The sequence below is a fragment of the Aureimonas mangrovi genome, assembly GCF_014058705.1.
In the GTDB taxonomy this organism is placed as follows: Bacteria; Pseudomonadota; Alphaproteobacteria; order Rhizobiales; family Rhizobiaceae; genus Aureimonas; species Aureimonas mangrovi.
The window spans coordinates 1397254-1409695 of sequence record NZ_CP059692.1; the positions used below are offsets into that span (position 1 = coordinate 1397254).

Sequence of the window (12442 nt, forward strand, 5' to 3'; positions counted from 1 at the left end):
TTTCCTGAGAGGGCTCCGCCGTTCACTGGCGGAGCCCTTTCGTTATCGGCAGGACGCTGGCGTTCAGGTGCGCGTCTGCCCCAGCCTTCGAAGCGTGTCCCTTTCCAGACGGCTTGGCCTCGTCAGCGCCGTGACGACGGCATCCAGGCTGACGATGCCGATCGCTCTCCCGGCGCCGTCGACAACGGCCGCGCTGTCGGCGGGGCCGTCCGAAAGCCGCCTTGCAGCCTCCCGCAAGCGTGTCGTCGCCGGCAGCGTGAAGCCCGGGGGGGCTATCGTGCCTTCGGCTGGAACCACGAGGCCGGGCAGGGCGCCGATCTCCACAATACGTCCCTGATCCACATCACCCACGAAGGCGGCGACATAGTCGCTCTGCGGATCCAGCACGATCTCCTGTCCGGTCCCCTCGCGGACGAGCTCACCGTCCTTGAGGATCGCGATGCGATCGCCAAGACGCAGGGCCTCATCGAGATCATGCGTGATGAATACGATGGTGCGGCCGAGTTCGCCCTGCAAATCGAGGAGAAGGCTCTGCATATCCGTGCGGATGAGCGGGTCCAGCGCCGAAAAAGCCTCGTCCATCAGCATGATGTCGGCATCCGTGGCGAGTGCACGGGCAAGGCCCACGCGCTGCTGCATTCCGCCGGAAAGCTGAGCGGGATAGCGAGTTTCCTGACCTGCGAGCCCGACGCGCTCGATCCATCGACGGGCCCGCTCCACGCGTTCGGCCCGGCCGACGCCCGCCGCTTTCAGCCCATACGCGACGTTCTCCTCGACCGTTCGATGCGGCAGGAGCGCGAAGCGCTGGAACACCATGGAAATCTTGCGCCGGCGCACCTCGCGCAGCTCGCGTTCGGGCAGCCCCAGCATGTCGACGCCGTCGACCTCCACGCTGCCGCTCGTGGGCTCGATGAGGCGGTTGATGTGGCGCACGAGCGTGGACTTGCCCGAGCCCGACAGGCCCATGATGACCTGGATGTGGCCCTTGGCGACATCCAGATCCACATCCCGCAGCGCCAGCCGCGTGCGATAGCGCTCGATGAGCGCGGGGCGCTCCTCGGGGTCGCGCATGCGCTCGGCCACTACGCCGGCGTCCGAGCCGAACAGCTTGGTCAGCCCCCTCAGGCGGATGGCCGCATCACTCATCGGAGCCGCCCTCCCGGCGCTGCAACCGCCGCCCCAGAGCCTGACTCGTACGATCGAAGACGATTGCGATCGCCACGATAGCGAGGCCATTGAGGAGACCTTGCGTGAAATACTGGTTGGTGATCGCCTGCAGGACCGGTTGGCCGAGGCCGCGAACGCCGATAAGCGACGCGACGACCACCATCGCCAGTGCCATCATGATCGTCTGATTGATGCCGGCCATGATGGTGGGAAGCGCCAGCGGAAGCTGGACCTCGGTCAGCTTCGCCCACGGGCTTGAGCCGAAGGCGTCTGCTGCCTCCAGTGTCTCCTTGTCGACGAGGCGGATACCGAGATTGGTCAGCCGGATCACCGGCGGCATGGCGTAGACCACCACCACGATGACGCCGGGAATAAGCCCGATGCCGAGAAGCATGACGATCGGGATGAGATAGACGAAGGACGGCATGGTCTGCATCACGTCCAGCACCGGGTTCAGCGTAGCCTGAAGCCTGTCGGAGCGCGACATCGCGATGCCGACGGGAACGCCGATCGCCACCGCGAGGAGGGTGCAGACAAGGATGACGGCGAGCGTGCGCATCGCGTCGTCCCACATGCCGAGGAGCCCGATCAGGACGAATGCGACAAGCGCACCGAGCGTGATGGCGCGCGAGCGCGAGGAAAACCAGATGATCGTGCCGAAGACGGCGAGCACCAGCCACCAGGGGGCGCCGAGTAGAAGCTGTTCGAACCACAGCAGAAAGTCGAGGAGCGGCCGAAAGATCGCTTCGATTGTCGTCCCGTAGCTTCTCGAGAACGCACGATACTGCCCGTCGATCGCCCTCGCGATCTCACGCAGCACGCGCGGCTCGATCTGCGGGAAGGCCCAGAGCCAGTCCATCATCCGCCTTCTCGTTCATGGCGGCAGGCCCTGCCCGCCGGATGGCGCCCGGAAAGCCGGACAAGTGGTGGCAGATGTGCGCCGGTGGGGCGATGTCAAACGCCTGCGACGATCAGGCCGGCAGCATCCGCCGGATCTCGGACGGGCGGAACGGCTTGGCGATCCGCGGGACGTCGCGGAAGGCCTCGGGCAACGACGGAAGGCTGCCGGAGACGAAGCAGAACGGAACGTGCCGCTTGAGAAGATCGTGGGCAACCGCCAGCGAATTGCGCGAACGGCTGCCGAGATCAAAATCGAGGAACGCGAAATCCACGCCCTCGGCCACACGGTCGAGACCGCTTTCCACGTTGCCAGCCAGAACGCACTCCGCGCCGCAACCGTCGAAAACGATATCTTCGAGGTCCATCGCGATCAGCGGCTCGTCTTCAAGGATCAGGATACGCATGACTTCGCCCTTTGCCTTCTGTTTCAAAGCAACGATATGGCCAAGGCGTGGTTTCGTGTCCGATCGATCTTTACGAAAATTCGCAGAGAATTCGACAATTCTTGGTAAATGCATCGTTAAATTCACTGCACGCTGAGCGAGGCCGGCTGCAGGACGGTAATGGGTTGGGACCGTCTTGTGCTCATCGACTGGAGAAGTTCGCCTGCCACATGGGTCGCCGAGACAGGGCGACCGAAAAAGAAACCCTGCAACTGGTCGCAACCGAAGGCACGCAGAAGATCGGCCTGCTCTTGCGTCTCGATGCCTTCGGCCGTGACCTTCAGGCCGAGATTGTGCGCGAGCGCAATAATGGTTTCGAGGATCTGGGGAATGCTCGTTTTGCCCTCATCGAAGGCCGCCATGAAAGACTGGTCGATCTTCAGCTTGTCGAACGGGAAGCGCCAGAGGTAGCCGAGCGAGGAGTATCCGGTGCCGAAGTCGTCCATGTCTACGGAAACGCCGAGCGTCTTGAGCGCGCGCAACTGTTCGAGGATGGCGTCGGACTGCTCCAGCAACAGTGACTCGACGACTTCGATGCCGAGCCGGTGGCCGGGTATGCCAGCTTCGGCCAGTGCTCGACGCACGATCTCGACGAGGTCGCCGTCATGGAACTGCACGGCTGACAGGTTGACGGAGACGAACAGATGTTCGGGCCAAAGGGCTGCCTGGCGCGCGGCCTCGCCGATGACCCACGAGCCGATGTCCTTGATGTAGCCGCGCGCTTCCGCGATCGGAATGAACACTGATGGTGGTACGAACCCGCCTTCACCGTCGGGCATTCGGATCAATGCCTCAAATCCTATCAACTCCTGAGACTGACCGGAGACGATGGGCTGGTAGAAGAGCTCGAAGCCGTTGCCGGAGAGCGCCTCGCGAAGAAGCTGCTCCATCTGGCGTCGACGATGAGAATCGGTATCCATCGATGGGCGGAAAAGCGTGAATTCTTCCCGCCGCACGGCCTTCTGATGAAGGAATGCAAGTTCAGCGTGTTTAATGAGGTCGGTGTAGCTGCGCCCGTGCTCGGGCGTCATCGCCGCACCGATCGAGAGACCAGGAACGACACGCCCTCCGTCCAGTTCGATCGGGTCGCTCATCGCGGCAGTGATCCGGTGCGCGAACGCGTGAAGGTTCTCCTCGGCTCGCACCCCGCGCTGAAGAATGGCGAATTCGTCCGGGCCGATGCGGGCCACGAGGTCGCCCCGCTCTGCGATTTCGCCGAGCCGCGCTGCGATCGCTCGCAGGAGTTCGTCGCCGCAGGCCTGGCCCATGCTGTCGTTGATGTCGCCGAGGCCGTCCACGTCGATGAACCAGAGCGCCATGCGCTCGCGGGTGGCGCGGGATGTGGAGAGGATGCGGTCCGTCTCCTCGTGCATGCGCCTGCGGTTGAGGAGAGTCGTCAGAGAATCGTGGTTGTGAAGGAAGACGATACGCTCGTCCGCCTCGTCCATGCGTCGCTTTCGGCGCATGTAAAGGAGCGCGGGCAGTCCTGCGGCCACGAAGAGAATGGCGAGAAGCTGCAGGGAGGCCAAGCTGAGCGTCCTCGCGAACGCGATGTTCTCTGCGGTGGTGTCGATCTGGGCCGAGAGATAGGCGACTGGCCTCCCGTCCTCGATCAGCGGCATGACGATGGAGGGAATGTCTCCGGCCCCACTCGCCATCTGCCAATAGCCCTCGCGCGCCAGCGTCTCGTGCGAGAGGCGCCGGCCTTGCGAAACGCCGCCGGGCCGGTCCCGCAGCATCCAGGCCTCGCCCTTAGCCCCGGTGCTGAACACCTCGGCGCCCGTCTGGTCGAAGATGCTGAAGCCGGTGATCTGCGCGAGGGCAGCCGCATTCCTGATCCGCGTCTCGATGTCGGGCACGCGCGCGACGCCGGTCACGAGCGCGTCCAGCCGTTCGCGATTGGCGAGCAGATAGTCTGCGAAGGTTGCCGCGCGATGATTGGCGTTTTCCTGCACGAGCCGTTCGATCGTCGACTGGCCAAGCCAGGTCGTGCCGAGTGCAATGAACGCCGCGATGGCCAATCCGCCGCCGAACGTCGCCAGGTATCTTTTCGCGATCGTCAGAAGCATCACGCCGTCCAGCTCTTGCCGAGCCAACCTACACGCGCTTCCTTAAAAAATCGGTGAGACAAAGTCGAAAGGGCGGTCGCTTCAGACTTTCCAGCGACGGTGGAACCACATCCACTGTTCGGGTGCTTCGCGCACCCAGCCTTCCACCACGTCATTGAGAAGCTGGCAGCTTGCGTCGACGTCGATCGCTCCGCCTTCATCGCGTGGAAGGTCCAGCCTCGGGCTCAAAACAAGACGATAGCGCCCGTCGGCAAGACGAAGCGAGCGCACGGGGTAGACTTCTGCGTCGAACTGACGCGCAAGTTTCGGCAAAAGCGGGTTGGTGCGAACGGGCCGTCCGAAGAAAGTTCCCGGCCGGCCGCGCGCGAACTTCTGGTCGACGAGCATTCCGACGGATTTTCCGTCCTGCAGTGCGGCGGCAAGCGGCCACACCGCGCCCGCCTTCGAGGGAACGAGATGGCCGCCGCGCGTGCGCCGCGCGCCGAGCACCTTGCGCCCGATGAAGCGGTTGTTGGGCGGCCGGAACAGCACTGTGACCTCCAGGTCGAAGGTCGCCGCGCAGATTGGCAGGAGCTCGAAACAGCCCAGATGCCCCGTGAAGAAGAGGAACGGACCCTTTCGCTCGCGAAGCTCGATGAAGGTCTCGATGCCTTCCACCTCTACGATGCCGGAGCCGTCCGGGCGTTCGGGATCGTAGTCGAAGATCTCATCGAGATAGACGTACTCGGCCGCCAGGCGCCCCATATGGCCCCAATTCTCGCGCGCGGTGGCGCGCACCCACGCCTCTTCCCTTTCGGGGAACGCCTTGCGCAAGTTGTCGAGCGCGAGGCGGTGGCGCGGTGTCAGCGGGCCAACCGCTCGGGCGATCGCGGCAGCGGCATCGATGCCGGCCCGCGCAGGGAACCGGCGCAGCACGGCGAGAATTGCGAAGACGAGCTGCGCGAACAGCCAGTCCCCGACGAGATCCAGCTTCTTCTTGAGCCGGAAGAGCGTGGTCTTCATGCCGCGTTCTGGGCCACGTCTTGCCGCATGTCGAGAACGATCTTGCCGAAGACCTCGCGGCCTTCCATGCGCTTCAGTGCCACCTCGATCCCGTCCATGTCGACGCGCGTATCGATCACGGGCGCAACCATGCCCTCCGCCATCTTGGTCATGGCGTTCGCCATGTTCTCCATCCGGCAGCCGAAGGAGCCGAGGAGCTTGAGCTGCTGCTGGAACAGCATCATCAGATTCACTTCGGTCGAGACGCCGGATGTGGAGCCGCAGGTCACGAGCCGCCCGCCGCGCTTCAGGCACAGCATGGAACCGGCGAACGTGTCCTTGCCGACATGCTCGAAGACGACGTCGACGCCCTTCTTCTTCGTCAGCTTGCGCACCACGCCCTCGAAGCGATCGGAGCGGTAATTGATCACGTGATCGGCGCCGAGCGCCCTGGCAGGCTCGATCTTCGCGTCCGATCCCACCGTGGTGATCACCGTCGCACCGTGACGCTTGGCGAGCTGGATCGCGGCCGTGCCGATGCCCGAGCCGCCGGCATGGACGAGGATCGTTTCGCCCGGCCGCAGCCTGGCATTGTCGAACAGCATATGCTCGACCGTGCCGAATGTGACGGGCGCGAGCGCCGCGCCGACCGCGTCGCAGCCGTTCGGGGCTGGCACGAGAAGGCGGGCCGGCAGGTTCACCCGCTCGCAGGCGAAACCGTCGAGATGGAAACCGTGGACGCCCGAGACGTGCTCGCACAGATTGTCACGACCCTCGCGGCAAGGCCGGCAGAGGCCGCAGGTGCGTGCGCCGTAGATCGAGACGCGCTGTCCGGGAACGAGGCCGGAAGCTCCGGGGCCCAGCGCCTCCACGATGCCGGCCGCCTCGGCTCCGATCGTCAGCGGCATCTTGCGCTTGGCGAAGGCCATGCCGCGCCAGCCCCAGACGTCGATGTGGTTGAGCGCCACGACCTCGATGCGCACAGTGACCTCGCCGGCGCCGGGCGCGCCGGGCTCCTCGATCTCGACCTGCCTCAGATCGCGGTCGCCGACGAGTTGAAGTGCACGCATGGAAAAGCTCGTTCTCTGATGGGAGGCGGCGTCAGGAGCGCGGTTCGCGCCCGAGCACCAGCGACACGTTCTGGCCGCCGAAGCCGAATGAGTTCGACAAGGTCGCCGAGACGTCAGCGTTCCGCGCCTTGTTCGGCACCGTGTCGAGCGCGATCGCCGGGTCCGCCTGCTCGTAGTTGATGGTCGGCGGGAGGCTCCCGTCGCGCATGGCCAGAAGCGAGATCACCGCCTCGATCGCCCCCGCGGCCGTCAGCGTGTGTCCGATCATCGACTTGGACGAGGAGACGGGGGTGCCGGCCAGCGCCTCGCCGAACACGGCGGACAGGCCAAGATGCTCCATCCGGTCGTTCTCGGGCGTCGAGGTGCCGTGGGCGTTCACGTAACCGATGTCTGAGGGCGACAGCCCCGCATCGTCGAGCCCGGCCTTGATCGTAGCGATGATCGGCGAGCCGTCCGGCTTGGAGCGGGTGCGGTGGAAATCGTCGGCCTTCTCGCCGCAACCCAGCAGCACACCGTAGACCGTCGCGCCGCGCGCGCGCGCCGATGCCAGCGATTCCAGAACGACCGCGCCGGCGCCCTCGGCCATGACGAAGCCGTCGCGATCCTTCGAAAAGGGCTTGGACGCCTTTTCCGGCACGTCGTTCTGCGTGGAGAGCGCAGAGAGCAGGGAAAAGCGGATCAGCGCTTCGGCCCCGACTGAGCCGTCGGTGCCGATGGCGATGCAGCGGCTCGTCTCGCCGCGCCGGATGGCTTCCACGCCGAGCTGGATGGCGCTCGCCCCCGAGGCGCATGCGGTGGACAGGGTCACGGGCAGGCCGCGCGTGCCGAGAATATCGGCGAGGCGCTCCGAGATGCCGCCGAACAGCGTCAGATCGTAGGTCGCGCTGGAGCGGTGAGAGCGCGCGATCTCCATCAGGCGTTCGTAGCCGGCCTCTTCACGTGCCGAGCCGTCCATCGCGTCGAGGGCGAAGCGGGCGGGCCATTCGAGCTCGATGGGCGGAGCGGCGAGGAAGAGCGGGCCGCCGATCTCGCCTGCCGAAAGGCCGGCCATGGCCAGCGCTTCGCGCCCGGCGCTTTCGGCCAGCGCATAGGAGAGATCGATGCCCGTCCATGGCTCGACCTTCATGAAGTCGACGGTGCCGGCGATCGTTGTGCGCAGGTTCTGCGTGGAGAAGCGCGTGATCGAGTGGATCCCGGAGCGCCCTTCGCGCAAGGCCGCCCAATTGTCCTCCACGCCCTGCCCGAGCGAGGTGACGAGGCCGAGCCCGGTGACGGCGACGACGGGACGTCCGAGATGATCGAAGTCGGCGCTCATGCTGATCGCTCCTGCGCTCCCGGGCCGATGGCGGAGAGGAGGGCGACGCCCTCGCTGCGGGCGTGGCCGACGCCGGTGACGAGTGCCGCGCGCGGCGCGAAGTCCGCCGCCGCTTCCTCGCCGCCGCCTCCGAACGGAGCGGGCATGATGCCCTTGGAAAGCAGGCCCGCGCCGAGCGCGAGGCCGGCCAGGAAATGTGCCTCGAAGGCGTGGCCGAGAAGGCTGCCATAGGCGCGCAACGGCGCGCCCGGCACAGCGGAAGCCAACGCGGCGCGCTCGGCCGCGACTAGGGCGCCAAGGCCCGTGGCGCCTGAGAGAACCAGAAGATCGGCCTGTGCTGCCTCGCTCGCTTCGATCAGACCGGCAATCCGCTTTTCAAGCGCATCGGCGTCGCGCGGCCCGCGATCGCCGGCGACGTGATCGAGCCTGGCATAACCGGGGGCGGAGCGCGCTGCGGCGTGTTCGGCCGATTCGAGGACGAGGAAGGCGCCGACGCTGCCCGGTACCAGCGCGCCTGGCTCGCCGCGCGAGAAGACCGGGCGCCAGTCGCCAGGCGAGAGGAAACCGCCGAGCTCGTAGTTGACGAGAAGGTCCAGCCGCTCGGCCGAGAAGGCGCCGCCGACGAGGCAGACGTCGCTCTGGCCGGCCGCAATCCGTGCGGCCGCCGTCTCGACCGCCGAGATGCCCGCGCCTTCCTCACCCATGAAGGTGCGCGAGGAGCCCGTCACCTTGTGGACGATGGAGATGTTGCCGGCCATCAGGTTGGAGAGCTGGGCCAGGAACAGTGTCGGCCGCAGTTCGCTCGACAGGACCTCGTTCAACAGCGGTCCGCGATCGTCGACGCCGCGCAGACGCTGCATGACGAGAGCATCGACGGCCGGATCGCGTTCGCCGCCGCCGGCGGCCACGATCATGTCGACGCCGGAGCGCGTCTGCTCGTCGGGCGAAATGCCCGCATCCGCGAGCGCGAGCCCGGCCGCGTAGACGCCGAGCCGCTGCCAGGTCTCCATCTGGCGCTGATCGCCCTTCTTGGGGATCTGCGCGGACCAGTCGAGCGCGGGCAGGGGATGGACGACGTTGGGCGTGAAACGTTCGGTCTCGAGCACCGGCTGGATGGCGCGGCCACCCTCCATGAGCGACAGATGCGCCCCGATCCCTTCGCCGAGCGAGCTGACGAGCCCGATCCCGCTGACGAGCACGTCCCGCGTCATTGGCAATGTTCCCGTCCCGTCACGCGAAAGCCTTCGGCCTCAGGCCGACTTGGCTGCGCGCAGTTCGTCGATCTTGGCGACGAGGTTCTTCATCACGAAGTATTCCTCGGTGTCGGCCTCGCCGTCATTGACGCGCTGCGTCCACTTCTCGAGCGGGATCTTGATCCCGAATTCCTTGTCGATCGCGAAGACGATGTCGAGGAAGTCGAGCGAGTCGATCCCCAGATCGTCGATCGTGTGGCTCTCGGGCGTGATCTGGGCGCGGTCGATCTCGCTCGTTTCGGCAATGATGTCGGCGACCCGGTCGAACGTGGAAGACAAGGCGGTCCCTCGAATGCAAGGTTTGTACGATTTGGCGGGGAGCTATAAGGGCTCGTGCCGACTTTGGAAAGCTTTGCAAGAGTGACGAAACGGAGGCGCCACCGCTCGCCTCGTGTCGAATGATTGGCGAAGCGCCTGCTTTCCGCGCTATAGGGCGGCCATGATGCAAAAACGCCAGCCTGCGCGCGCTCCGGTCTTCGCCGTAGCGCCGATGATCGATTGGACGGATCGTCACTGCCGCTACCTGCACCGGCAGCTCAGCGCGCGTGCCCGGCTGTTTACGGAAATGGTGGTCGATCAGGCGATTCTCCACGGCGAACGCGACCGCCTTCTCGGCTTCGCCTCGCAGGAGCATCCGGTCGTTCTCCAGATCGGCGGATCGGACCCGCAGCGCCTCGCGGAAGCGGCGGCGATCGGCGAGGCCTTCGGCTACGACGAAATCAACCTCAATGTCGGCTGCCCGTCCGACCGCGTCCAGTCCGGAGCTTTCGGCGCCTGCCTGATGCTGACGCCCGATCTTGTCGGGCGGTGCGTGGCGGCCATGCGCGCCGCGGTCTCCATCCCCGTCACGGTCAAGTGCCGGATCGGCGTCGACGACCAGGATCCGGGCCCTGCGCTCGACATGCTGGCCGACCATGTGGTGGAAGCGGGGGCCGACGGCATCTGGGTTCATGCGCGCAAGGCGTGGCTGAAGGGGCTCTCGCCGAAGGAAAATCGGGAGATCCCGCCGCTCGACTACGGCCGCGTTCTCGCGCTGAAGGCTCGGATGCCGGAGGTCTTCATCGGACTCAATGGCGGGTTGGGGAGCGTGGAGGCTGCACGGCCCTTCCTCGAACATCTTGACGGGGTGATGCTCGGGCGCGCCGCCTACGGCCAGCCGGGCGATCTCCTGAATGTCGATCCGCTCTATCGCGAAGCGCCGCGCCACGATCTTCACGGCGTCGTCGCGGCGATGGCCGACTATGCGCGAGATCATATCGAGGCGGGAGGGCGCCTCATCCATGTCACGCGGCATATGACGGGGCTCTTCACAGGGCGCCCCGGTGCGCGGCGGTGGCGCCAGATGCTCTCGGAGGGGGCGACGCGTCCCGGCGCCACGGCCGATCTGATCCTCGAAGCCTATGCCTGCGTGGAGCCAACGGCCGACGCCGCATGATCCGTACCCCGAAAGCCTCTCCCTCATGACGCTCGACGCATCGTCCATCCTGTGGCTCGCCGCGATCCTGATCGTGGCCAGCCTCGTCGCCGGCTTCCTCGCCGGCCTCTTCGGCATCGGAGGCGGGGCCGTCACCGTGCCCGTCCTGTTCTCGGCCTTTAACGCCTTCGGCGTCGACCAGAGCCTGACGATGCACATGGCCGTCGGTACGTCGCTAGCGCTCATCATTCCCACCTCCATCCGCTCGCTGTTCGCGCATATGAGGAAGGGAGCGGTGGACAGGACCCTGCTGCGGCAATGGTTGATCGCGGTGCCGCTTGGCGCCGTCGCCGGCGGGTTCCTCGCTGCGATCCTTTCCTCCGAGGGGCTGCGCGGTGTCTTCGCGGTGATCGCTTTCGTCCTTGGCATCCGCATGGCGATCGGCAGGTTGCCGTTCAAGCTGGGGGACGACCTGCCGGGCCGCCTCGGGCGCAGCATCGCCGGCTTCATCATCGGCGCGATCTCGGCCATAATGGGGATCGGCGGCGGCGTTCTCAACAACACCTTCATGACGCTCTACGGCCGCCCGATCCATCAGGCGGTCGCGACATCGGCGGGGGTCGGCCTGTTGATCGCGCTGCCGGGCGTGATCCCCTATGTCGGTTCCGGCTGGGGCGAGGCGGGGCTGCCACCCTTCAGCCTCGGTTATGTCAATCTCGTCGCGCTCGCCGTCCTCATCCCGTTGTCGATGCTGGCGGTCCCGTGGGGCACGACGCTCGCGCATAGGCTGACGCAGCGCCAATTGCAGATCGGCTTTGCGATCTTCCTGTTCTCGGTCTCGGCGCGTTTTGCCTGGAGCCTGCTGTAGCGCTCAGTCGCGCAGGACGAGCCGGTCGCCGCGAAAGTCGACCGAGGAGAGCGTTCCGAGGAAACTCATGCCGAGCAGCGCGAAGCCCGGGCCGCCGCCCTGTGTAACGACAGCCTCGACATTGCGGCGCTCGATGTCTCCGACGCGAAGCGTGTCGATTCGCACCGATGCGGCATCCGCCACGCCGTTGGCGGTCATGATGCGGGTCCCATAGCGCAGCGTGCTGGTGTCGATGCCGATGGCCGCGGCCGTCTCTGGATCGATCGCGACGATGCTCGCGCCGGTGTCGACCAGCATCGGCCCCCGCTCGCCGTTCAACTCGGCATCGAGGTTGAAGTGATTGTCGCGACCGCGCATCACCATGACCTCGCCTGCGTCGGTGACGATGGCGCTGCCGGGTAGAAGCACGGCCCGGATGCGCTGGCCGGCGATGCGAAAATCGTCTGCGAAGGCGTAGGCCGCGATCAGCGCCAGGAAGACGAGACCCCAGATGCCGGCCTGTACCAGAGCGCGACCCGGCCTCGCACGCGCCGCGAAGAGCGTCGTCGTGCCGATGACGAGCCCGAGCGTTCCAAGGAAGACGAGGCGGACGAAATCGTCGTCGTCCATGCCTCCCACGCTGCCGCCGGCCAGACTGACAAGCAGGACGAAGCCGCCGATGATGGCGGCGAGGACGAGGAGGATGAGGAGGTTCGTGTTCATCGGGCGCCCACAGGCTTCTTCGCGAAAGCGTCCGCCATCCGCGCGGGGAGGGCGGCCATTACCGCGCGCCGCCCCTTTTCGCCCATCGCCACCCAATTCGCGATTTCCTCGCCGCTGCGCCCGCAGCCGATGCAAATGCCGGACGCGGGATCGAGATGGCAGACGAGGATGCAGGGGCTTTCGATGGGGCACCTTCGCGTTCGTCGTGTCCGGCGTGTTGGCGCGAGATAGGTGCGGCGCCGTTGGCCGGCAAGCACGCA

13 protein-coding genes are annotated in these 12442 nt (G+C 66.1%); 2 read left to right on the plus strand and 11 right to left on the minus strand.

The features are described from left to right. Positions 1–63 precede the first annotated feature (63 nt). From H1343_RS06465 to H1343_RS06505, 9 genes are all read right to left on the minus strand, one after another. The gene (locus H1343_RS06465; protein ID WP_185985086.1) at positions 64–1146 is read right to left on the minus strand and encodes a betaine/proline/choline family ABC transporter ATP-binding protein; all 1083 of its coding nucleotides are present in this window, start codon (positions 1144–1146) and stop codon (positions 64–66) included. Continuing rightward, entirely contained in the window at positions 1139–2026 is an 888-nt protein-coding gene (locus tag H1343_RS06470; protein ID WP_210270104.1) for an ABC transporter permease, read from the minus strand. Before H1343_RS06470 ends, H1343_RS06465 begins: the two co-directional genes overlap by 8 nt. A 112-nt stretch (positions 2027–2138) precedes the next feature. Further along, a complete protein-coding gene (locus H1343_RS06475; protein WP_210270087.1) occupies positions 2139–2597 on the minus strand; it encodes a response regulator in 459 nt (152 codons plus the stop codon). Next, on the minus strand, positions 2594–4579 hold the full coding sequence (locus H1343_RS06480; protein WP_210270088.1) for a putative bifunctional diguanylate cyclase/phosphodiesterase: 1986 nt from the start codon (positions 4577–4579) through the stop codon (positions 2594–2596). The genes H1343_RS06475 and H1343_RS06480 overlap by 4 nt, the downstream gene beginning before the upstream one ends. Before the next feature lie 81 nt (positions 4580–4660). Next, on the minus strand, positions 4661–5581 hold the full coding sequence (locus H1343_RS06485) for a lipid A biosynthesis lauroyl acyltransferase (protein WP_185985089.1): 921 nt from the start codon (positions 5579–5581) through the stop codon (positions 4661–4663). Then, on the minus strand, positions 5578–6630 hold the full coding sequence (locus H1343_RS06490; protein ID WP_185985090.1) for a zinc-binding dehydrogenase: 1053 nt from the start codon (positions 6628–6630) through the stop codon (positions 5578–5580). The genes H1343_RS06485 and H1343_RS06490 overlap by 4 nt, the downstream gene beginning before the upstream one ends. Positions 6631–6661: 31 nt before the next feature. Beyond that, positions 6662–7945, minus strand: coding sequence for a beta-ketoacyl-ACP synthase (locus H1343_RS06495; protein ID WP_185985091.1), 1284 nt, complete (start codon positions 7943–7945; stop codon positions 6662–6664). Beyond that, a complete protein-coding gene (locus H1343_RS06500) occupies positions 7942–9162 on the minus strand; it encodes a beta-ketoacyl-ACP synthase (protein ID WP_425484634.1) in 1221 nt (406 codons plus the stop codon). Before H1343_RS06500 ends, H1343_RS06495 begins: the two co-directional genes overlap by 4 nt. 33 nt (positions 9163–9195) lie before the next feature. Continuing rightward, complete coding sequence (locus H1343_RS06505; RefSeq protein WP_185985093.1) at positions 9196–9477, minus strand: acyl carrier protein; 282 nt, start codon at positions 9475–9477, stop codon at positions 9196–9198. Between the two features lie 160 nt (positions 9478–9637). Between H1343_RS06505 and dusA the strand changes: the two genes are divergently transcribed. Together dusA and H1343_RS06515 are read left to right on the plus strand one after the other, a co-directional pair. Continuing rightward, positions 9638–10633: a tRNA dihydrouridine(20/20a) synthase DusA gene (dusA, locus tag H1343_RS06510; protein WP_185985094.1), complete on the plus strand. Its 996-nt coding sequence runs from the start codon at positions 9638–9640 to the stop codon at positions 10631–10633. A gap of 25 nt (positions 10634–10658) precedes the next feature. Continuing rightward, positions 10659–11480, plus strand: coding sequence for a sulfite exporter TauE/SafE family protein (locus H1343_RS06515; protein ID WP_185985095.1), 822 nt, complete (start codon positions 10659–10661; stop codon positions 11478–11480). Positions 11481–11483: 3 nt separating this feature from the next. Here H1343_RS06515 and H1343_RS06520 read toward each other — a convergent pair whose 3' ends face one another. Further along, positions 11484–12182 (minus strand): retropepsin-like aspartic protease family protein, encoded by a 699-nt coding sequence (locus tag H1343_RS06520; protein WP_185985096.1) that lies wholly within the window; start codon positions 12180–12182, stop codon positions 11484–11486. Beyond that, positions 12179–12439, minus strand: a complete 261-nt coding sequence (locus H1343_RS06525; protein WP_343048901.1) for a DUF1289 domain-containing protein — start codon at positions 12437–12439, stop codon at positions 12179–12181. Before H1343_RS06525 ends, H1343_RS06520 begins: the two co-directional genes overlap by 4 nt. Positions 12440–12442 lie beyond the last annotated feature (3 nt).